At 63.8% G+C, this 20,842-nt stretch carries 28 protein-coding genes; 27 read left to right on the top strand and 1 reads right to left on the bottom strand.

Features of this window, described 5'->3' with window-relative positions; all coding sequences use genetic code 11:
- The first annotated feature begins 150 nt into the window (after positions 1–150).
- The 6 genes from recQ (at position 151) to rpsJ (ending at position 7,294) form a co-directional block, all read left to right on the top strand.
- Positions 151–1,998, top strand: coding sequence for a DNA helicase RecQ (recQ, locus tag MKD38_RS19500; protein WP_252679089.1), 1,848 nt, complete (start codon positions 151–153; stop codon positions 1,996–1,998).
- A 338-nt stretch (positions 1,999–2,336) separates the two neighbouring features.
- On the top strand, positions 2,337–2,714 hold the full coding sequence (gene rpsL, locus MKD38_RS19505) for a 30S ribosomal protein S12 (protein WP_010810460.1): 378 nt from the start codon (positions 2,337–2,339) through the stop codon (positions 2,712–2,714).
- A gap of 224 nt (positions 2,715–2,938) precedes the next feature.
- The gene (gene rpsG, locus MKD38_RS19510; protein ID WP_010810459.1) at positions 2,939–3,409 is read left to right on the top strand and encodes a 30S ribosomal protein S7; all 471 of its coding nucleotides are present in this window, start codon (positions 2,939–2,941) and stop codon (positions 3,407–3,409) included.
- 117 nt (positions 3,410–3,526) lie between these two features.
- Positions 3,527–5,635, top strand: coding sequence for an elongation factor G (gene fusA, locus MKD38_RS19515; RefSeq protein WP_115705200.1), 2,109 nt, complete (start codon positions 3,527–3,529; stop codon positions 5,633–5,635).
- Positions 5,636–5,717: 82 nt separating this feature from the next.
- Positions 5,718–6,908: an elongation factor Tu gene (gene tuf, locus MKD38_RS19520; RefSeq protein WP_252679083.1), complete on the top strand. Its 1,191-nt coding sequence runs from the start codon at positions 5,718–5,720 to the stop codon at positions 6,906–6,908.
- Positions 6,909–6,985: 77 nt separating this feature from the next.
- Complete coding sequence (gene rpsJ, locus MKD38_RS19525; RefSeq protein ID WP_006160488.1) at positions 6,986–7,294, top strand: 30S ribosomal protein S10; 309 nt, start codon at positions 6,986–6,988, stop codon at positions 7,292–7,294.
- Between the two features lie 103 nt (positions 7,295–7,397).
- On the opposite strand, the gene MKD38_RS19530 is transcribed toward rpsJ, so the two are convergent.
- A complete protein-coding gene (locus tag MKD38_RS19530) occupies positions 7,398–8,411 on the bottom strand; it encodes an AraC family transcriptional regulator (RefSeq protein ID WP_252679090.1) in 1,014 nt (337 codons plus the stop codon).
- 279 nt (positions 8,412–8,690) lie between these two features.
- Here MKD38_RS19530 and MKD38_RS19535 point away from each other — a divergent pair, with 279 nt between their 5' ends.
- The 21 genes from MKD38_RS19535 (at position 8,691) to rplR (ending at position 20,836) form a co-directional block, all read left to right on the top strand.
- Positions 8,691–9,920: a dienelactone hydrolase family protein gene (locus MKD38_RS19535; RefSeq protein ID WP_252679091.1), complete on the top strand. Its 1,230-nt coding sequence runs from the start codon at positions 8,691–8,693 to the stop codon at positions 9,918–9,920.
- An 89-nt stretch (positions 9,921–10,009) separates the two neighbouring features.
- Positions 10,010–10,798: an SDR family oxidoreductase gene (locus MKD38_RS19540; protein ID WP_252679093.1), complete on the top strand. Its 789-nt coding sequence runs from the start codon at positions 10,010–10,012 to the stop codon at positions 10,796–10,798.
- Positions 10,799–10,831: 33 nt separating this feature from the next.
- On the top strand, positions 10,832–12,073 hold the full coding sequence (locus tag MKD38_RS19545; RefSeq protein ID WP_252679094.1) for a styrene monooxygenase/indole monooxygenase family protein: 1,242 nt from the start codon (positions 10,832–10,834) through the stop codon (positions 12,071–12,073).
- A 1-nt stretch (position 12,074) separates the two neighbouring features.
- Positions 12,075–12,575: a flavin reductase family protein gene (locus MKD38_RS19550; protein ID WP_252679104.1), complete on the top strand. Its 501-nt coding sequence runs from the start codon at positions 12,075–12,077 to the stop codon at positions 12,573–12,575.
- A 303-nt stretch (positions 12,576–12,878) separates the two neighbouring features.
- Positions 12,879–13,529 (top strand): 50S ribosomal protein L3, encoded by a 651-nt coding sequence (gene rplC / locus MKD38_RS19555; RefSeq protein ID WP_010812397.1) that lies wholly within the window; start codon positions 12,879–12,881, stop codon positions 13,527–13,529.
- A 12-nt stretch (positions 13,530–13,541) separates the two neighbouring features.
- The gene (gene rplD, locus MKD38_RS19560; RefSeq protein ID WP_022536862.1) at positions 13,542–14,162 is read left to right on the top strand and encodes a 50S ribosomal protein L4; all 621 of its coding nucleotides are present in this window, start codon (positions 13,542–13,544) and stop codon (positions 14,160–14,162) included.
- On the top strand, positions 14,159–14,473 hold the full coding sequence (gene rplW, locus MKD38_RS19565) for a 50S ribosomal protein L23 (RefSeq protein WP_006576245.1): 315 nt from the start codon (positions 14,159–14,161) through the stop codon (positions 14,471–14,473). The genes rplD and rplW overlap by 4 nt, the downstream gene beginning before the upstream one ends.
- Positions 14,474–14,475: 2 nt before the next feature.
- Complete coding sequence (rplB, locus tag MKD38_RS19570; RefSeq protein ID WP_115705188.1) at positions 14,476–15,306, top strand: 50S ribosomal protein L2; 831 nt, start codon at positions 14,476–14,478, stop codon at positions 15,304–15,306.
- A 22-nt stretch (positions 15,307–15,328) separates the two neighbouring features.
- Complete coding sequence (gene rpsS, locus MKD38_RS19575) at positions 15,329–15,604, top strand: 30S ribosomal protein S19 (RefSeq protein WP_115705186.1); 276 nt, start codon at positions 15,329–15,331, stop codon at positions 15,602–15,604.
- Between the two features lie 9 nt (positions 15,605–15,613).
- Entirely contained in the window at positions 15,614–15,943 is a 330-nt protein-coding gene (gene rplV / locus MKD38_RS19580; RefSeq protein WP_003271370.1) for a 50S ribosomal protein L22, read from the top strand.
- Between the two features lie 9 nt (positions 15,944–15,952).
- Positions 15,953–16,750: a 30S ribosomal protein S3 gene (gene rpsC, locus MKD38_RS19585; protein WP_115705184.1), complete on the top strand. Its 798-nt coding sequence runs from the start codon at positions 15,953–15,955 to the stop codon at positions 16,748–16,750.
- Between the two features lie 2 nt (positions 16,751–16,752).
- Positions 16,753–17,169, top strand: coding sequence for a 50S ribosomal protein L16 (rplP, locus tag MKD38_RS19590; protein WP_006576240.1), 417 nt, complete (start codon positions 16,753–16,755; stop codon positions 17,167–17,169).
- 11 nt (positions 17,170–17,180) lie between these two features.
- Positions 17,181–17,375, top strand: coding sequence for a 50S ribosomal protein L29 (gene rpmC, locus MKD38_RS19595; protein WP_010812390.1), 195 nt, complete (start codon positions 17,181–17,183; stop codon positions 17,373–17,375).
- Positions 17,372–17,650, top strand: a complete 279-nt coding sequence (rpsQ, locus tag MKD38_RS19600) for a 30S ribosomal protein S17 (protein ID WP_010812389.1) — start codon at positions 17,372–17,374, stop codon at positions 17,648–17,650. The genes rpmC and rpsQ overlap by 4 nt, the downstream gene beginning before the upstream one ends.
- A gap of 281 nt (positions 17,651–17,931) precedes the next feature.
- A complete protein-coding gene (rplN, locus tag MKD38_RS19605; protein WP_010812388.1) occupies positions 17,932–18,300 on the top strand; it encodes a 50S ribosomal protein L14 in 369 nt (122 codons plus the stop codon).
- A 9-nt stretch (positions 18,301–18,309) separates the two neighbouring features.
- Positions 18,310–18,618 carry a 50S ribosomal protein L24 gene (gene rplX / locus MKD38_RS19610; RefSeq protein ID WP_010812387.1) on the top strand — a complete coding sequence of 103 codons (309 nt, stop codon included), beginning with the start codon at positions 18,310–18,312 and terminating at the stop codon, positions 18,616–18,618.
- A gap of 25 nt (positions 18,619–18,643) precedes the next feature.
- Positions 18,644–19,186 carry a 50S ribosomal protein L5 gene (gene rplE / locus MKD38_RS19615; protein WP_010812386.1) on the top strand — a complete coding sequence of 181 codons (543 nt, stop codon included), beginning with the start codon at positions 18,644–18,646 and terminating at the stop codon, positions 19,184–19,186.
- A gap of 9 nt (positions 19,187–19,195) precedes the next feature.
- Positions 19,196–19,501, top strand: a complete 306-nt coding sequence (gene rpsN, locus MKD38_RS19620) for a 30S ribosomal protein S14 (protein ID WP_011299304.1) — start codon at positions 19,196–19,198, stop codon at positions 19,499–19,501.
- A gap of 27 nt (positions 19,502–19,528) precedes the next feature.
- Entirely contained in the window at positions 19,529–19,924 is a 396-nt protein-coding gene (rpsH, locus tag MKD38_RS19625) for a 30S ribosomal protein S8 (RefSeq protein ID WP_010812384.1), read from the top strand.
- 10 nt (positions 19,925–19,934) lie between these two features.
- Entirely contained in the window at positions 19,935–20,468 is a 534-nt protein-coding gene (gene rplF / locus MKD38_RS19630) for a 50S ribosomal protein L6 (protein ID WP_116320346.1), read from the top strand.
- 11 nt (positions 20,469–20,479) lie between these two features.
- The gene (rplR, locus tag MKD38_RS19635) at positions 20,480–20,836 is read left to right on the top strand and encodes a 50S ribosomal protein L18 (RefSeq protein ID WP_010812382.1); all 357 of its coding nucleotides are present in this window, start codon (positions 20,480–20,482) and stop codon (positions 20,834–20,836) included.
- The last annotated feature ends 6 nt before the right edge of the window (positions 20,837–20,842 follow it).

Below are 20,842 nucleotides of genomic sequence, written 5' to 3' on the forward strand. Positions count from 1 at the left end.
AAGCCCGGCTGATCCAGCCGGGCTTTTTTTTTGTCCGCGCACGGCGGCGCCTTTCGTGAGAAACATCGGAGAGTTTGGCGCGCAGGTGCGGCGGCCGGCCCCCTTAGTGGTAAGGTTACGGCTTTTCCGGCTCCAGCATTTCCGTTGTCCATGTCGCAAGCACTGGCGATCCTCAAGGATGTCTTCGGTTACCACGCCTTCCGCGGGCGCCAGGCCGAGATCATCGACCACGTCGCCACGGGCGGCGATTGCCTGGTGCTGATGCCGACCGGCGGCGGCAAGTCGCTGTGCTACCAGATCCCGGCGCTGCTGCGCCAGCGTGCCGGCGATGGCGTCGGCATCGTGGTGTCGCCGCTGATCGCGCTGATGCAGGACCAGGTCGCGGCGCTGACCGAGGCCGGCGTGCGCGCCGCGGTGCTCAACTCGACGCTGACCGGGGCCGAGGCCTCGGCGGTCGAGCGCGACCTGCTGGCAGGGCGCATCGAGATTCTCTACGTGGCGCCGGAACGTCTGATGACGCCGCGCTTCCTTGACCTGCTGGAGCGCACCCGCGTCGGCCTGTTCGCGATCGACGAGGCCCACTGCGTGTCGCAATGGGGCCACGACTTCCGGCCCGAATACATCCAGCTGTCGGTGCTGCACGAGCGCTTCCCGTACGTGCCGCGCATCGCGCTGACCGCGACCGCCGACGCGCTGACGCGCGACGAGATCGTCGAGCGCCTGGCGCTGCACGACGCGCGCATCTTCATTTCCAGCTTCGACCGGCCCAACATCCGCTACCGCATCGTCGAGAAGGACAATGCGCGCCAGCAGTTGCTGGCCTTTATCAAGGCCGAACATACCGCGGCCGACGGCACCCATGACAGCGGCATCGTCTATTGCCTGTCGCGCAAGAAGGTCGAGGACACCGCGCAGTGGCTGAGCGGCCAGGGCATCAACGCGCTCGCCTACCATGCCGGCATGGACGCCCAGGTGCGCCAGCACCACCAGGCGCGCTTCCGCGAAGAGGAAGGGCTGGTAATGGTGGCGACGATCGCCTTCGGCATGGGCATCGACAAGCCCGACGTGCGCTTTGTCGCCCACCTGGATCTGCCCAAGAGCATGGAGGGCTATTACCAGGAAACCGGCCGCGCCGGCCGCGACGGGCTGCCCGCCAATGCCTGGATGGCCTACGGCCTGGGCGACGTGGTGCAGCAGAAGCGCATGATCGACGAGTCCGAGGCCGACGAGGCGTTCAAGCGTGTGTCGTCGTCCAAGCTCGACGCGTTGCTGGGCCTGTGCGAGACCGCGGGCTGCCGGCGCGTGCGCATCCTGGCCTATTTCAACGAGGCCAGCGAACCCTGCGGCAACTGCGATACCTGCCTCGAGCCGCCCGCCACGTGGGATGGCACGCGCGAGGCGCAGATGGCGCTGTCCTGCGTGTACCGCACCGCGCAGGCAAGTCGGATCCACTTTGGCGCGACCCACCTGGTCGACGTGCTGCGCGGCAATGCCTCGGAAAAGATCAAACAGTGGGGCCATGACAAGGTATCGACCTTTGGCATCGGCAAGGACCGCTCGGTGCATGAATGGCACACGGTGTTCCGCCAGCTGATTGCGCAGGGCTTGCTGACCATCGACCATGGCGGCCACGGCGCGCTGCTGCTGGGCGAACGCGCGCGCGAAGTGCTCAAGGGCGAGCGGCAGATCATCCTGCGACGCCAGGCTGCCAAGCCGGGCAAGTCCGGCGAGCGCGCGGCGCGCGGCACGCGCATCGACCATACCGCCGACATGGACGCCGATACGCTGGCCAACTGGGAGGCGCTGCGCCGCTGGCGTACCGAGGCCGCGCGCGAGCATGGCGTACCGGCCTACGTGATCTTCCATGACGCCACGCTGGCCGAACTGGCGCGCACCGCGCCGGATTCGCTGTCGGCGATGCAAGGCATTCCCGGAATTGGCGCCTCCAAGCTGGAGCGCTACGGGCAGGGCATCCTCGACACCCTGCGCGGGGCCTAGCCGCTACGGTCCGCCAGTCGGGTATACGGCTTGACGGTATACGATTCCGCTGCTAGGATGCCAGATTCGAGTTTTTGGCTTTGGATTTCGCTCGCCCGTCGGATAAGTGGCCTTCAGGTCGCGGCCGGCAAGCCTACCGGACTGGGTTTCTTCCATGGACGGGTGGCGGCAGACGCGGGATCCGGGTGCCGGCTCGCGCTCTTTGGCATGCTGTTACCGCACAGTCCCGTCTCCAGAGCGCCCGCTCACCTCTCCCGTCCAAAACCCGTAGTTGCCTCTCCAGCCTGGCGCATGCCGGCGCGAGGGGCGTTTTTCGTAAAACCAAGCTGGATTGAACAATGCCAACTATCAACCAACTGGTTCGCAAGCCGCGCGTCTCGGAAGTCGTCAAGAGCAAGAGCCCGGCGCTTGAGAACTGCCCCCAGCGTCGTGGCGTGTGCACCCGTGTGTACACCACGACGCCTAAGAAGCCGAACTCGGCACTGCGTAAGGTCGCCAAGGTGCGCCTGACCAACGGTTTCGAAGTCATTTCGTACATCGGCGGTGAAGGCCACAACCTGCAGGAACACTCGGTCGTGCTGATCCGCGGCGGTCGTGTGAAGGATCTGCCGGGTGTGCGTTACCACATCGTCCGTGGTTCGCTGGATCTGCAAGGCGTGAAGGACCGCAAGCAGGCCCGTTCGAAGTACGGCGCGAAGCGTCCGAAGGCAGCCTAAGTTTTGGCCGCCTGGGCCCGCGAGGCCCGAAGCAACAGACGATAGCCTGTGGCGTGAGTCATGGTGCTGTCACCAGGCGGCGGTACAACGGAGCGCCTTTTTGGCAACCGTGCCGTCGAGTAAGTGGTCACCCGGCGAATTTGCTGTCTTTGCATGCAAGCTAGTTGGTGGCCGGAGAGCGGGAAATTCTGACCGCGCTCTCAACTGAATCTAAAGGAAAGAAGATGCCACGTCGTCGTGAAGTCCCCAAGCGGGATGTTCTGCCTGATCCGAAGTTCGGCAACGTTGAAGTTGCCAAGTTCATGAACGTGCTGATGCTGGACGGCAAGAAGTCGGTTGCCGAACGTATCGTTTATGGCGCGTTCGACCAGATCGAAAAGAAGGCAGGCAAGGCCCCCATCGAGGTGTTCTCCGTTGCGATCAACAACGTGAAGCCGGTGGTGGAAGTGAAGAGCCGTCGCGTGGGCGGCGCCAACTATCAGGTTCCGGTCGAAGTCCGTCCGTCGCGTCGTTTGGCATTGGCGATGCGTTGGCTGCGCGAGGCCGCGAAGAAACGCAGCGAGAAGTCGATGGCGCTGCGCCTGGCAGGTGAGCTGCTGGAAGCATCGGAAGGCCGTGGCGGCGCGATGAAGAAGCGCGACGAAGTGCACCGCATGGCCGAAGCCAACAAGGCGTTCTCGCACTTCCGCTTCTAAAGCGAGCGAAAACATTGTTGGTTGCCGGGCGGGTTGTGTTTTTACACATCTCGCCCGTTTGTGTTAGGGGCGCGGGCCATGAGATGCCGGCGCCTCACGGACGAATAGAGGATTAAAGTGGCTCGTAAGACTCCCATCGAGCGTTACCGTAACATCGGTATTTCGGCTCACATTGACGCGGGTAAAACCACCACGACCGAGCGCATCCTGTTCTACACCGGTGTGAACCACAAGATCGGTGAAGTGCACGACGGCGCCGCCACCATGGATTGGATGGAGCAGGAGCAGGAGCGTGGTATTACCATCACCTCCGCTGCCACCACCGCCTTCTGGAAGGGCATGGCCGGCAACTACCCCGAGCACCGCTTCAACATCATCGACACCCCGGGCCACGTGGACTTCACCATCGAGGTGGAGCGTTCCATGCGCGTGCTGGACGGCGCCTGCATGGTGTACTGCGCAGTGGGTGGCGTGCAGCCGCAGTCCGAAACCGTCTGGCGTCAGGCCAACAAGTACAAGGTTCCGCGTCTGGCATTCGTCAACAAGATGGACCGTACCGGCGCGAACTTCTTCAAGGTCTACGACCAGCTGAAGACCCGCCTGAAGGCCAACCCGGTGCCCGTGGTGGTGCCGATCGGCGCTGAAGACGGCTTCCAGGGCGTCGTCGATCTGCTGGAAATGAAGGCGATCGTTTGGGACGAAGCCAGCCAGGGCGTGAAGTTCGAATACCAGGACATCCCGGCCGAGCTGCAAGCCACCGCTGACGAATGGCGCGAGAAGATGGTCGAGTCCGCCGCCGAAGCCAGCGAAGAGCTGATGGAAAAGTACCTGGGCGGCGAAGAGCTGACCCGCGCCGAGATCGTCAAGGCGCTGCGTGACCGTACCATCGCCTGCGAAATCCAGCCGATGCTGTGCGGCACCGCGTTCAAGAACAAGGGCGTGCAGCGTATGCTCGACGCCGTGATCGACTTCCTGCCGTCGCCGGTCGACATTCCGCCGGTTACGGGCACGGACGAGGACGACAGCGAGAAGAAGCTCGAGCGCAAGGCTGACGACAACGAAAAGTTCTCGGCACTGGCGTTCAAGATCATGACCGACCCGTTCGTTGGCCAGCTGATCTTCTTCCGCGTCTACTCGGGCAAGATCAATTCGGGCGACACCGTGTACAACCCGGTGAAGCAGAAGAAGGAGCGTCTGGGCCGTATTCTGCAGATGCACGCCAACCAGCGCGAAGAAATCAAGGAAGTGCTGGCCGGCGACATCGCCGCTGCGGTGGGCCTGAAGGATGCCACCACGGGCGATACGCTGTGCGATCCGGCTGCCCCGATCGTGCTCGAGCGCATGGTGTTCCCGGAGCCGGTGATCTCGCAGGCTGTCGAGCCGAAGACCAAGGCTGACCAGGAAAAGATGGGCATCGCCCTGAACCGCCTGGCCGCTGAAGATCCGTCGTTCCGCGTGCGTACCGATGAAGAATCGGGCCAGACCATCATTTCGGGCATGGGCGAGCTCCACCTCGAAATTCTGGTCGACCGCATGAAGCGCGAATTCGGCGTGGAAGCCAACATCGGCGCGCCGCAGGTGGCCTACCGCGAAACCATTCGCAAGACCGCCGAAGGCGTCGAGGGCAAGTTCGTCAAGCAGTCGGGCGGCCGCGGCCAGTACGGTCATGCTGTGATCACGCTGGAACCGCAAGAGCCGGGCAAGGGCTTCGAGTTCATCGACGCCATCAAGGGCGGTGTGATTCCTCGCGAATACATCCCGGCGGTCGAAAAGGGTATCGTCGACACGCTGACGGCCGGTATCCTGGCTGGCTTCCCGGTGGTGGACGTGAAGGTCACGCTGACGTTCGGTTCGTACCACGACGTGGACTCGAACGAAAACGCGTTCCGCATGGCCGGCTCGATGGCTTTCAAGGAAGCCATGCGCAAGGCCAGCCCGGTTCTGCTCGAGCCGATGATGGCCGTGGAAGTGGAAACGCCGGAAGACTACACCGGTACCGTGATGGGCGACTTGTCGTCCCGCCGCGGCATCGTGCAGGGCATGGACGACATGGTGGGCGGCGGCAAGATCATCAAGGCCGAAGTCCCGCTGTCGGAAATGTTCGGTTATTCGACGTCGCTGCGCTCGGCCACGCAAGGCCGCGCCACGTACACCATGGAATTCAAGCACTACGCCGAGGCGCCGAAGAACATCGCCGAAGCAGTGATGGCGGCCAAGGGCAAGTAAATAAGCTGTATGCCGCCGCACCCACCGGGGTGCGGCGGCGTGATGAATCGACAAGACTGCATTCCATTAGGAGCTGAAAAAAATGGCAAAGGAAAAGTTCGAGCGGACCAAGCCGCACGTGAACGTTGGTACGATTGGTCACGTTGACCATGGCAAGACCACGCTGACCGCAGCGATCGCCACGGTGCTGGCAGCGAAGTTCGGCGGTGCCGCCAAGAAGTACGACGAAATCGACGCAGCGCCGGAAGAAAAGGCCCGCGGTATTACCATCAATACCGCCCACGTCGAATACGAGACGGCCAACCGCCACTACGCGCACGTTGACTGCCCGGGCCACGCCGACTACGTCAAGAACATGATCACCGGTGCCGCCCAGATGGACGGCGCGATCCTGGTGTGCTCGGCCGCTGACGGCCCGATGCCGCAGACCCGCGAGCACATCCTGCTGGCCCGCCAGGTCGGCGTGCCGTACATCATCGTGTTCCTGAACAAGTGCGACATGGTGGACGACGCCGAACTGCTCGAGCTGGTCGAGATGGAAGTGCGCGAGCTGCTGTCGAAGTACGAGTTCCCCGGCGACGACACCCCGATCATCAAGGGTTCGGCCAAGCTGGCGCTGGAAGGCGACAAGGGCGACCTGGGCGAAGAAGCCATCATGCGCCTGGCCGAAGCGCTGGACACCTACATCCCGACGCCGGAGCGTGCCGTTGACGGTACCTTCCTGATGCCGGTGGAAGACGTGTTCTCGATCTCGGGTCGCGGCACCGTGGTGACCGGCCGTATCGAGCGCGGCGTGGTGAAGGTCGGCGAAGAAATCGAAATCGTCGGTATCAAGCCGACCGTGAAGACCACCTGCACCGGCGTGGAAATGTTCCGCAAGCTGCTGGACCAGGGCCAGGCTGGCGACAACGTCGGTCTGCTGCTGCGCGGCACCAAGCGTGAAGACGTCGAGCGCGGCCAGGTGCTGTGCAAGCCGGGTTCGATCAAGCCGCACACCCACTTCACCGGCGAGGTGTACATCCTGTCGAAGGACGAGGGCGGCCGTCACACCCCGTTCTTCAACAACTATCGCCCGCAGTTCTACTTCCGTACCACCGACGTGACCGGCTCGATCGAGCTGCCGAAGGACAAGGAAATGGTCATGCCGGGTGACAACGTGTCGATCACCGTCAAGCTGATCGCCCCGATCGCCATGGAAGAAGGCCTGCGCTTCGCTATCCGCGAAGGTGGCCGTACCGTCGGCGCCGGCGTCGTGGCAAAGATCCTCGACTAAGCACTTCCTGGGACATGCCCGCGGGCATGTCCCCATTCAACGGGCAGCTTGCCCAATCGCTCTTTTAAGGAAATATCATGCAGAACCAGAAGATCCGTATCCGCCTGAAGGCTTTCGACTATCGCCTGATCGACCAGTCGGCTGCCGAAATCGTGGATACCGCCAAGCGTACCGGCGCGATCGTCAAGGGCCCGGTGCCCCTGCCGACCCGCATCCAGCGCTTCGACATCCTGCGTTCGCCGCACGTCAACAAGACCAGCCGCGATCAGTTCGAGATCCGCACCCACCAGCGCCTGATGGACATCGTCGACCCGACCGACAAGACGGTTGACGCGCTGATGAAGCTCGACCTGCCGGCAGGCGTGGACGTCGAGATCAAGGTGTAACTATGTTTCGGGCCGCCCACGCGGCTTGATGCAGCAAAACGGCGAACCTCGGTTCGCCGTTTTTGTTTGGTGGCGCGCCGCACCGGCAGCGCCCGACAGGCCCTTACACGCTGCCGCGCCGGCGCAGCGTCTCGGCCGGGCACTCGCCGAACGCGCGCCGGTATTCGGCGCTGAAGCGCCCCAGGTGGGTAAAGCCCCAGCGCAGCGCGGCGCCCGTCACCGACGCCAGCGCCGCATCGTTGAGCAGGTCGTGCCGTACCCGGTCGAGCCGGACCGTGCGCAGATAGGCCATCGGGCTCAGCCCGCGATGCTCGCGGAACCCCGCATACAGGCTGCGCAGGCTGACGCCCGCGATCTCCGCCAGCAGCGCCGGCGTCAGCGCGGCGGCGGCATGAGCGTGGATATACTCCTCGACCACTTTCACATGGCGCGGCGCCAGTGGCTTGCCGTGCCGCTGCAGCGCCTCCGACAGGCTGTGCGGCTGCAGCGTCAGCAGCGCGCCGATCACCAGTTGCTCGAGCTGACATGCCGTCAGCGGATGGCGCGCCGCTGCCGGTGCCACCGACAGCATCTGCGCCAGATACTCCATCAATGAATACCAGCCGGCGCTGCGCCAGGCCATGGCGAGCTGGAAGCGCAGCGGCGGGTCCGGGCGATGTCCAAGATAGGCGGCGCACACGCGCTCCAGCGCGCTGCGCTCGATGCGCACGATCAGTTGGTCGTTGTCCGCGCTCCAGCGCATCAGCAGCGGATCGCTGGGCGTCAGCACGGAAGCGCAGTCCGGCGTCGACACGATCTGCTGCGCGCCGCAACGAATCTCAGCCTGGCCGCTGAGCGGCATCTGCACCAGCAGGAAGTCTCCGAGCGGCCCCGGGTCGATGGTGACATCGGCTCCGTAGGCGAGCCGGTTGAGCGACACCGCGCCCAGCGGGGCGTGGTGCATGCGGGCCGACAGGCTGGTCCCGCGGATATCGAGCCGGTGAGGCTTGAAGACCTTGCCGACCGCCGCGCGCGTCTGCCCGAGGTCGGTCGAGGCGAACACCTGGCGCCCGGCATCGTGTAGCAGGGCATGCGCCAGCGGCGCCGGCGCGCGGGCAGTCGGGGGCAGCTGCAACATGGTCTCGCTCCTCTGGCGTGGCCGCGGCGCTGGCTGGCGTCCACGGCGGCGGGCCGGGTCGCCATGCGCGCAGCATGGTCCACGCAACCACTATAGCGGATCGACCCGCGCGACCCTGGCCTTGCGTTGACCGAAGCCTGACTTTCCTGCACTAATCGGATAGCCGCTGCACTCGGCGGCTAGTTTGCTGCGGTGCGGAGCCACCATCATGGGATCCAGCACGGCAGCGCAACCCTCCACCAGCTGTCAGCCAACAGAGAACGACAAGGAGCGCAGGCCATGGGCCAGACCATCCAGATCCAGACCACCGAAGGCAGTTTCAGCGGCTATCTCGCCACCCCGGCGGCGGGCAAGGGCCCCGGCATCGTGCTGTGCCAGGAGATCTTCGGCGTCAATGCCACCATGCGCCAGGTGGCCGATTACTACGCCGAGGAGGGCTATACGGTGCTGGTGCCGGACCTGTTCTGGCGCATCGCACCCGGGGTTGAGCTGACCGACCGCGGCGAGGACTTCCAGCGCGCGCTCGGCCTCTATCAGCAGTTCGACGAAGCGAAGGGCGTGCAGGATGTGGGCGCGGCGCTGGAGACGTTGCGCGCGCGGACCGAATGCGTCGGCCGGACCGGCGTGCTGGGCTTCTGCCTGGGCGGCAAGCTGGCCTACCTGGCGGCCTGCCGGCTGCCCGACGTGGCCTGCGCAGTGGCGTACTACGGCGTCGGCATCGAGCACGCGCTGGCCGAGGCCGTCAACGTGCGGGGCCGCCTGGTGCTGCATATCGCCGAGAAGGACGGCTTCTGCCCGCCGCAGGCACAGGTGGCGATCCGCGAGGCGCTGGCCGGCCGGGACCACATCGAGGTGTACGTCTATGCCGGCGTCGATCATGCCTTTGCGCGCTCCGGCGGCGAGCATTTCGACAAGCCCTCGGCGCTGATGGCGCACCAGCGCTCGATCGCCGCGCTGCGCCGCGAGCTGGGTCCGCACTACGACTTCTCGGCGCTGTGGGACAAGCATTGCGAGTATGAATTCGCCACCCGCGATGTCGATGCGACCATGGCGACGATGGTGGCGCAGCCCTACGTGAACCATATCCCGACCATGACCGGTGGCGTCGGCCACGCGCAGCTGCGCCGCTTCTACCAAAACCATTTCGTCCACAGCAATCCGCCCGACACCACGCTGATCCCGCTGTCGCGCACGGTCGGCGCCTCGCAGATCGTCGACGAGCTGCTGTTCTGCTTTACCCACACCAGCGAGATCGACTGGATGCTGCCCGGCGTGCCGCCGACCGGCAGGCGCGTGGAGATCCCGCTGATCGCCATCGTCAAGTTCCGCGGCGACAAGCTGTACCACGAGCATATCTATTGGGACCAGGCCAGCGTGCTGGTGCAGATCGGCAAGCTGGATCCCGTGGGTTTGCCGGTGGCAGGCGTGGAGACCGCGCGAAAGCTGCTGGACGAGACCCTGCCGTCGAACACGCTGATGGCGCGCTGGCAGCAGAGCGAAGGCAAGTAAGCGGGCGGCAAGGAACGGGAGCAGGCCCGCAGAGGCCTGCCCCGCCCCGGACACCGGTGACCGAACCGGCGACCAACAAGGAGACAACCATGAAGGGATTGCAGGACAAGGTGGCCATCGTCACCGGCGGCGCCACGCTGATCGGCGCGGGCGTGGCACGGGCCTTCATCGAGGCCGGGGCGCGCGTGGCGATCTTCGATATCGACGCCGCCAATGGCGAGTGCGTCGCCGCGGAACTGGGCCAGGGCGCGCTGTTCATCGCGGCGGACATCACGCGGGACCAGCAGGTCCGCGATGCGGTGAGCCAGGTAGCGCAGCGTTTTGGCGGCGTCGATTTCCTGGTCAACCTGGCCTGCACCTATCTCGACGACGGCTTCCGCTCGAATCGTGCCGACTGGCTGGCGGCGCTCGATGTCAATGTGGTTTCCGGCGTGATGCTGGCGCAGGCGGTGCATCCGCTGATGCGCGCGCGCGGCGGCGGCGCCATCGTCAATTTCACCAGCATTTCCGCCCACGTGGCGCAGACCGGGCGCTGGCTCTATCCAGTATCGAAAGCCGCGATCGCGCAGCTGACGCGCAGCATGGCGATGGACCTGGCGCCCGACCGCATTCGCGTCAACGCGGTGTCGCCGGGCTGGACCTGGTGCCGCCTGATGGACGAGGTCAGCGGCGGCAACCGCGCCCGCACCGATGCGGTGGCCGCGCCGTTCCACCTGCTCGGCCGCGTCGGCGAGCCCGACGAAGTGGCGCAGGTGGTGCTGTTCCTCTGCTCCGACCACGCCAGCTTCGTCACCGGCGCCGACTATGCCGTTGACGGCGGCTACTCCGCCATGGGTCCGGAGCAGAACGTGCCTGCCATCGGCAAGCTGGCCGGCTGAACGCCCTACCACGATCCCTCAGGAGACCACCTCATGCACCAACGCATCGCCATCGTCGGAGCGGGCCAGTCGGGCCTGCAAATGGCCCTCGGGCTGCAGGCCCACGGCTACCGCGTCACGCTGCTGTCCAACCGCACGCCGGCACAGATCCGCGCGGGCAAGGTCATGTCCAGCCAGTGCATGTTCGACCGCGCGCTGCAGACCGAGCGCGAGCTCGGCCTGAACTGGTGGGACGATGCCTGCCCGCCGGTGCAGGGCATCGGCCTGGCCGTGCCCCATCCCGAGCTGCCCGGCGCCAAGGTCATCGACTGGGCCGCGCCGCTGGATCGTCCGGCGCAGGCGGTCGATCAGCGCCTGAAGATGCCGGCGTGGATGGAGGCCTTTGTGGCGCGCGGCGGCGACCTGCGCATCCTCGATGTCGGTGTCGACGAGCTTGAGGACCTGACCCGCGAGCATGACCTGGTGCTGCTGGCCGCGGGCAAAGGCGAGATTGTCAGCCGTTTCGAGCGCGATGCGTCGCGCAGCCCGTTCGACCGGCCCCAGCGCGCGCTGGCGCTGACCTATGTGACCGGCATGCTGCCGCGCGAGCCGTTCTCGCGGGTTTGCTTCAACTTGATTCCCGGCGTCGGCGAGTACTTCGTCTTTCCCGCACTGACGCTGTCGGGGCCGTGCGAAATCATGGTGTTCGAGGGCATCCCGGGCGGCCCGATGGACCGCTGGGCCGAGGCCAGCACGCCCGAACAGCACCTCGCTGAAAGCCTGCGCATCCTGCGCACCTATGCGCCGTGGGAAGCCGAGCGCTGCGCGCAGGTGGCGCTGACCGACGACAACGGCATCCTGTCGGGCCGCTTCGCGCCGACGGTACGCAAGCCGGTGCTGACGCTGCCGTCGGGGCGGCTGGTATTCGGCATGGCCGATGCCGTGGTGGTCAATGACCCGATCACCGGCCAGGGCTCCAACAATGCCGCCAAGTGCTGCAAGGTCTATCTCGATGCCATCGTCGGGCACGGCGAGCGGGCGTACGACCGCGACTGGATGGAACAGACCTTCGCCCGCTACTGGCAATACGCCGGCGATGTGGTGGCGTGGACCAACTCGCTGTTGACCCCGCCGCCGCCGCACATCCTGGCGCTGCTGGGCGCGGCGGGGCAGGCGCCGGCGCTGGCGGCCCGCATCGCCAACGGCTTCGACAATCCGCCCGACTACTTCCCCTGGTGGATGGATCCGCAGGCCTGCCACCAGCTGATCGACCACCACCTGCCGCAGGCCGCCTGAGATGGACACCATCAGCCATGCCGCCCCCTCGCTCGATCCGCGCGAACTGCGCCGCGTTTGCGGCCGCTACGCGACCGGCGTGGCGGTCATCGGTGCCTGTACGCCGCAGCGGCGGCCGGTCGGCATCACCGTCAACTCGTTCGCGTCGCTGTCGCTGGCGCCGCCATTGATCCTGTGGAGCCTGGCCAGGCATTCGCCCAATGCGGGCCTGTTCGCCCCGGGCGCGCCGTTCGGCGTCAGCATCCTGCGCGCCGGTCACGGCGAACTGGCGCGCCGCTTTGCCACGCCGTTGCCGGACAAGTTCGCCGGCATTGGCCATCGCCGCTGCCCGCAAGGCGTGCCTTACCTGGACGAGGCACTGGCGACGCTGTCGTGCCGGGTCGAGCGCGCCGATCCGGTGGGCGACCACCTGTTGATCGTCGGCGCCGTCGAAGCATTCACGGCAGGGGAGGGGGAGCCGCTGGTTTTCTATGGCGGCGACTTCGTCCGCATCGCGGCCTGACCTGCCTTTTTGCTGTGCCTGAGGGGCCGCTCGGATTGCGGCCCGTCGTCCCGATACCACAACCAGGCAACGCAAGCGTCACTGCTGCGCCGTCCCTGCCTACAACATTGCAGGGAAATCCGCAATTCATATTGCCCTTTCCAAACTGCTGCGATATAGTGTAAGGCTACCCATCGGGTAGTGGGCTGGCCATTTTGGCCGCGCGCAGTCTTGTTTAGCGCAAGTCCATCCGCGCACAAGCGCAAGCACAGTTTTCGTGTATCAATCAGCCCCGGCCAATCGCAGCTGGGAATGGAGCAAACCATGAGCCTTGGCCTTGTAGGTCGCAAGGTTGGCATGACCCGTATTTTCACGGACGACGGTGAAGCGATTCCCGTGACCGTGGTCGAGGTCGGCGACAACCGCGTGACGCAAATCAAGACGGACGAGACCGACGGTTACACCGCGGTTCAAGTCACCTTCGGCGCACGACGCGCAAGCCGCGTCACCAAGCCGCTGGCGGGTCACCTCGCCAAAGCCGGCGTGGAAGCCGGCGAAATCATCCGCGAATTCCGTATCGACGCAGCCAAGGCTGCCGAACTGCAAGCTGGCGGTTCGCTGTCGGTCGACCTGTTCGAAGTCGGTCAGAAGATCGACGTGCAGGGCGTGACCATCGGTAAGGGCTACGCCGGTACCATCAAGCGCTACCACTTCGCCTCCGGCCGTGCCACCCACGGTAACTCGCGCTCGCACAACGTGCCGGGCTCGATCGGTATGGCGCAGGATCCGGGCCGCGTGTTCCCGGGCAAGCGCATGACCGGTCACCTGGGCGATGTCACCCGCACCGTGCAGAACCTGGAGATCGCCAAGATCGACGCAGAGCGCAAGCTGCTGCTGGTCAAGGGCGCCATTCCCGGCTCCAAGAACGGCAAGGTCATCGTTACCCCGGCCGTCAAGGCCAAAGCCAAAGCTTAAGGAGCGCATGTAATGGAACTCAAGCTCCTCCAGGACAATGGCCAGATCGGCGCCGGCGTTGACGCGTCGCCCGAAGTGTTCGGCCGTGACTACAACGAAGCCCTCGTTCACCAGATCGTCGTCGCTTACCAGGCCAACGCTCGCAGCGGCAACCGTAAGCAAAAGGATCGTGAAGAGGTCAAGCACACGACCAAGAAGCCGTGGCGCCAGAAGGGTACGGGTCGCGCCCGTGCCGGTATGTCCTCGTCGCCGCTGTGGCGCGGGGGTGGCCGTATCTTCCCGAATTCGCCGGAAGAGAACTTCAGCCAGAAGGTCAACAAGAAGATGTTCCGTGCCGGCATGCGCTCGATTTACTCGCAGCTCGCACGTGAAGGTCGTATCAATGTGGTGGACGGTTTCACCGTCGACGCGCCCAAGACCAAGCTCTTGGCCGACAAGTTCAAGGCCATGGGCCTGGACTCGGTGCTGATCATCACCGACAGCCTCGACGAAAACCTCTACCTGGCTTCGCGCAACCTGCCGCACGTGGCAGTTGTCGAGCCGCGCCAGGCTGATCCGCTGTCGCTCGTGCACTACAAGAAGGTGCTGGTGACCAAGGCAGCCGTCGCGCAGATCGAGGAGTTGCTGAAATGACGCAAGTAGCCAAGAACGATCATCGTTTGATGCAGGTGCTGCTCGCGCCGGTGGTTTCCGAAAAGGCAACCCTGGTCGCCGACAAGAATGAACAAGTCGTGTTCGAAGTGGCTCGCGATGCCAACAAGGCAGAAGTGAAGGCCGCCGTCGAACTGCTGTTCAAGGTCGAGGTGCAGTCCGTTCAGATCCTGAACCAGAAGGGCAAGCAGAAGCGCTTTGGCCGTTTCATGGGGCGTCGCAACCACGTGAAGAAGGCCTACGTTTCGCTGAAGCCGGGTCAGGAAATCAATTTTGAAGCGGAGGCCAAGTAATCATGGCACTCGTCAAGACCAAGCCGACTTCCCCGGGTCGTCGCTCGATGGTGAAGGTGGTCAACAAGGACCTTCACAAGGGCGCCCCGCACGCTCCGCTGCTGGAAAAGCAATTCCAGAAGTCGGGCCGTAACAACAATGGTCATATCACCACCCGCCACAAGGGCGGTGGTCATAAGCACCACTACCGCGTGGTCGACTTCAAGCGCAACGACAAGGACGGCATCCCCGCCAAGGTCGAGCGCCTGGAATACGATCCGAACCGCAGCGCCAACATCGCGCTGGTCGTGTTCGCCGACGGTGAGCGCCGCTACATCATCGCCACCAAGGGCATGGTTGCCGGCCAACCGCTGATGAACGGCTCGGAAGCGCCGATCAAGGCGGGCAACAACCTGCCGATCCGCAACATTCCGGTCGGTACCACGATCAACAACGTGGAAATGCTGCCCGGCAAGGGTTCGCAGATCGCACGCGCCGCCGGCGGTTCCGCCGTGCTGCTGGCTCGTGAAGGCCTGTACGCCCAGGTTCGTCTGCGCTCGGGTGAAGTCCGCCGCGTGCACATCGAGTGCCGCGCCACCATCGGTGAAGTGGGCAACGAAGAGCACAGCCTGCGTGTCATCGGCAAGGCCGGTGCGACCCGCTGGCGCGGTATCCGCCCGACGGTGCGTGGTGTCGTGATGAACCCGGTGGATCACCCGCACGGTGGTGGTGAAGGCAAGACTGCTGCTGGTCGTGATCCGGTTTCGCCGTGGGGTACCCCGGCCAAGGGTTACCGTACCCGCAGCAACAAGCGCACGGACAGCATGATCGTCCAGAAGCGCCACAAGCGCTAATCGGTAGGTAGGAGCTAAAGATATGACTCGTTCCGCTAAAAAGGGTCCGTTCTGCGACGCCCACCTGCTGAAGAAGGTGGAAGTTGCAGTCAGCGGCAAGGACAAGAAGCCCATCAAGACGTGGTCGCGCCGCTCGACCATCATGCCGGAATTCATCGGCCTGACGATCGCCGTGCACAACGGCCGTCAGCACGTGCCGGTGTACGTGACGGAAAACATGGTTGGCCACAAGCTCGGCGAATTTGCGATTACCCGCACGTTCAAGGGCCACGCGGCTGACAAGAAAGCGAAGAGGTAAGGTGCCATCATGGAAGTGAAAGCGATTCATCGCGGTGCCCGCATCTCCGCCCAGAAGACGCGCCTGGTCGCTGACCAGATCCGTGGTCTGCCGATCGAGCGTGCGCTCAATGTCCTGACGTTCAGCCCGAAAAAGGCTGCCGGGATCGTGAAGAAGGTGGTCGAATCGGCCATCGCCAACGCCGAGCACAACGAAGGCGCCGACATCGACGAACTCAAGGTCAAATCGATCTACGTCGACAAGGCAACCTCGCTCAAGCGCTTCACGGCACGGGCAAAGGGCCGCGGCAACCGCATCGAGAAACAAACCTGTCACATCACTGTGACGCTCGGCAACTAAGGAGTCACGATGGGACAGAAGATTCATCCGACTGGCTTCCGTCTGGCTGTCAGCCGTAACTGGGCTTCGCGCTGGTACGCCAGCAACACGAAGTTCGCCGGCATGCTGAAGGAAGACATCGAAGTTCGCGACTTCCTGAAGAAGAAGCTCAAGAACGCATCGGTTGGCCGCGTCGTGATCGAGCGCCCCGCCCGCAATGCACGCATCACCATTTACAGCTCGCGTCCGGGCGTGGTGATCGGCAAGAAGGGTGAGGACATCGAACTGCTGAAGGCCGAACTGCAGCGTCGCATGGGCGTGCCCGTGCACGTGAACATCGAGGAAATCCGCAAGCCGGAAACCGATGCTCAGCTGATCGCCGATTCGATCACCCAGCAGCTCGAGCGCCGCATCATGTTCCGCCGCGCCATGAAGCGCGCCATGCAGAACGCGATGCGCCTGGGTGCCCAGGGCATCAAGATCATGAGCGCCGGCCGTCTGAACGGTATTGAAATCGCCCGTACCGAGTGGTACCGCGAAGGCCGTGTGCCCCTGCACACCCTGCGCGCCGACATCGACTACGGCTTCTCCGAAGCAGAAACCACCTACGGCATCATCGGTGTCAAGGTGTGGGTCTACAAGGGGGATCACCTCGGCCGCAATGACGCGCCGGTGGTGGAAGAGCCGCAAGACGAGCGTCGTCGTCGCCCGGGTCGTCCGGAAGGCCGCCGCCGTGAAGGCGAAGGCCGTCCGGGTGGCAACCGCCGTGGCGGTGCCGGTGCCGGTCGTCGCGCTGCGCCTGGCGCAGATGGGAAGAGTGGAGAATAACGATGCTGCAACCTAAGCGCAGAAAATACCGCAAGGAGCAGAAAGGCCGCAACACGGGTAAGGCTACCCGTGGCAACGCCGTGTCTTTCGGCGAATTCGGCCTGAAGGCAATGGGCCGTGGCCGTCTGACGGCTCGCCAGATCGAGTCGGCACGTCGTGCGATGACCCGTCACATCAAGCGTGGCGGCCGCATCTGGATCCGGATCTTCCCGGACAAGCCGATCTCGAAGAAGCCCGCCGAAGTCCGTATGGGTAACGGCAAGGGCAATCCGGAATACTACGTGGCTGAAATCCAGCCGGGCAAGATGCTGTACGAAATGGATGGCGTGAGCGAAGAGCTGGCGCGTGAGGCGTTCCGCCTCGCGGCGGCCAAGCTGCCGATCGCCACCAATTTCGTGGTGCGCCAGGTCGGGACGTAAGGAGAGCAGGAATGAAAGCATCCGAACTTCGCGGCAAGGACGCCGCAGGCCTGAACCAGGAGCTCTCCGAGCTGCTGAAGGCCCAATTTAGCCTGCGCATGCAAAAGGCAACCCAACAGCTGCAGAACACCAGCCAGCTGAAGAAGGTTCGCAAGGACATCGCGCGCGTGCAAACCGTGCTGACTCAAAAGGCGAACGCGAAATGACTGAAGCTGCACAAACGGAAAAGTCGCTTCGCCGTACCCTGGTCGGCCGTGTCGTGAGCGACAAGATGGACAAGACCGTTACGGTCTTGGTGGAAAACCGCGTCAAGCATCCCCTGTACGGCAAGTACGTGCTGCGTTCCAAGAAGTACCACGCACACGACGAAGCCAACCAGTACAAGGAAGGCGACAAGGTCGAAATCCAGGAAGGCCGTCCGCTGTCGCGGACCAAGTCCTGGGTGGTTTCCCGGCTGGTAGAGGCTGCACGCGTCATCTAAGAACAACACGTTCTTAGCTTGACTTGCAAGTCCAGGATTATGTAGCTATAATCCTGGACTTCCGCTTTATTGCGTTCGCCTTAGCTGTACCACCCGGGCGGGCCTGTTGAGCGAGCCAGGGTCAGGCGGCCCCGATAGTTTTTCATTGGGATTGCCGGGCTCCTACCGACTTCAAAGTTGATCAACCCATACGGTGCTGGCGCAAGGCCGGAACCGACGGGACCAAGACTGACCGACGGGCGCTATCGCACCTGGCGGATTAAGTTGGGAAGACAAACACCATGATTCAGACAGAAAGCCGGCTCGAAGTGGCCGATAACACTGGTGCGCGCGAAGTGCTGTGCATCAAGGTGCTGGGTGGCTCCAAGCGCCGCTACGCAAGCGTTGGCGACATCATCAAGGTGACCGTCAAGGACGCAGCGCCGCGCGGTCGCGTCAAGAAGGGCGACATCTACAACGCCGTCGTCGTGCGTACCGCCAAGGGCGTGCGCCGCGCTGACGGTTCGCTGATCAAGTTCGACGGCAACGCCGCCGTCCTGCTGAACAACAAGCTCGAGCCGATCGGCACCCGTATCTTCGGGCCGGTGACTCGTGAACTCCGTACCGAGCGCTTCATGAAGATCGTGTCGCTCGCTCCGGAAGTGCTGTAAGGAGCCGCCATGAACAAGATTCGCAAAGGCGACGAAGTCATCGTGCTGACCGGCAAGGACAAGGGCAAGCGCGGTACCGTGCAAGCCGTCCTCGGCGACAAGGTTGCGGTGCAAGGCGTGAACATCGCCAAGAAGCATGCCCGCCCGAACCCGATGCTGGGCACTACCGGTGGTGTGGTCGACAAGGTCATGCCGCTGCATATTTCCAACGTTGCGCTCGTGGATGCCAATGGCAAGCCGTCGCGCGTCGGCATCAAGGTGGAAGACGGCAAGCGCGTGCGCGTGCTGAAGACCACCGGCGCCGTCGTGGCAGCTTGATTCTGGGCACGTATAGGAGTTGAGCATGGCAGCACGTCTGCAAGAGTTTTACAAAGAACAGGTTGTGCCGAAGCTGATCGAGCAGTTCGGCTACAAGTCGGTCATGGAAGTGCCGCGCATCACCAAGATCACCCTGAACATGGGTCTTGGCGAAGCCATCAATGACAAGAAGATCATTGAAAACGCCGTGGGCGACCTGACCAAGATCGCCGGTCAGAAGCCGGTCGTGACGAAGGCCAAGAAGGCCATCGCCGGCTTCAAGATCCGCCAGGGCTACCCCATCGGTGCGATGGTGACCCTGCGCGGCGAGCGCATGTTCGAATTCCTCGATCGTTTCGTCACCGTGGCCCTGCCGCGCGTGCGTGACTTCCGTGGTGTGTCGGGCCGCTCGTTCGACGGTCGTGGCAACTACAACATCGGTGTGAAAGAGCAGATCATTTTCCCCGAAATCGAGTACGACAAGATCGACGCACTGCGTGGTCTGAACATCAGCATCACGACGACGGCGAAGAACGACGAGGAAGCCAAGGCCCTCCTCGGCGCGTTCAAGTTCCCGTTCCGCAATTAAGGGGTAACCGTGGCTAAACTGGCTCTGATTGAACGTGAGAAGAAGCGCGCCAAGCTGGCGGCGAAGTTCGCCCCCAAGCGCGCTGCCCTCAAGGCCATTATCGACGACCAAGAAAAGTCGGAAGAAGAGCGTTATATGGCGCGCCTCGAGCTGCAACAGCTCCCGCGCAACGCGAACCCGACTCGCCAGCGTAACCGCTGCGCGATCACCGGTCGTCCCCGCGGTACCTTCCGCAAGTTTGGCCTGGCGCGTAACAAGATCCGCGAAATCGCCTTCAAGGGCGAAATCCCGGGTCTGACGAAAGCCAGCTGGTAATTACGCACAGGCTACAGGAGAAACAGTATGAGCATGAGCGATCCTATCGCCGATATGCTGACGCGCATCCGCAACGCCCAGGGCGTGCAGAAAGCGTCGGTTGTCATGCCGTCGTCGAAGCTGAAAGTGGCAATCGCCAAGGTCCTGAAGGACGAAGGCTATATCGACGACTACGCCGTCCAGGAAGATGGCGGCAAGGCACAACTGAGCATCGGTCTCAAGTACTACGCCGGCCGTCCGGTGATCGAGCGCATCGAGCGCGTCTCGAAGCCCGGCCTGCGCGTGTACAAGGGCCGCAGCGACATTCCGCAAGTGATGAACGGCCTCGGTGTGGCGATCATCTCGACCCCGCAGGGTCTGATGACCGACCGCAAGGCTCGCGCCACCGGCGTGGGCGGCGAAGTTCTCTGCTACGTCGCTTAAGGAGAGAACCATGTCCCGTGTAGGTAAGGCTCCCATCGCGCTCCCCAAGGGCGCGGAAGTGAACGTGGCAGCTGGCGTGCTCTCCGTGAAGGGCCCGCTGGGTACGCTGTCCCAGCCGATTCACAGCCTGGTCAAGGTCAATGTCGAGAACGACACGCTGACCTTCTCGCCGGCTGACGAGTCGCGTGAAGCAAACGCCCTGCAAGGCACCATGCGCGCCCTGGCGGCGAACATGGTCAAGGGCGTGACCACCGGTTTCGAGCGCAAGCTGAACCTCGTTGGCGTGGGTTACCGTGCCCAGCTGCAAGGTGCTGCGCTGAAGCTCCAGCTTGGTTTCTCGCACGACGTGATCCATGAGATGCCGGAAGGCGTGACGGCGGCAACGCCGACGCAGACCGAGATCATCATCAAGGGTGCGGACAAGCAGAAAGTCGGTCAGGTTGCCGCGGAAGTCCGCGCGTACCGTCCGCCCGAGCCCTACAAGGGCAAGGGTGTGCGTTACAGCGACGAGCGCGTCATCCTGAAGGAAACCAAGAAGAAGTAAGGGGTGCAATGATGAACAAGAAAGACGCTCGTTTGCGCCGTGCACGTCAGACCCGCGCCAAGATCGCGGAGATGAAAGTCAATCGTCTGACCGTGTTCCGTACGAATTCGCATATTTACGCCCAGGTCTTCTCGGAGTGCGGCACCAAGGTGCTGGCTTCGGCTTCGACCGCAGAGGTGGAAGTGCGCAAGGAACTGGATGGCAAGGGCGCTACCGCCGCTGCCGCTACCGTCGTGGGCAAGCGCATCGCCGAGAAGGCGAAGGCTGCCGGCGTGGAAACCGTCGCGTTCGATCGCGCCGGCTTCCGTTTCCATGGCCGCGTGAAGGCCCTGGCAGACGCCGCCCGCGAAGCTGGCCTGAAGTTCTAAGCGCAT

The organism is Cupriavidus sp. WGlv3 (genome assembly GCF_023952475.1).
GTDB lineage: Bacteria > Pseudomonadota > Gammaproteobacteria > Burkholderiales > Burkholderiaceae > Cupriavidus > Cupriavidus phytorum.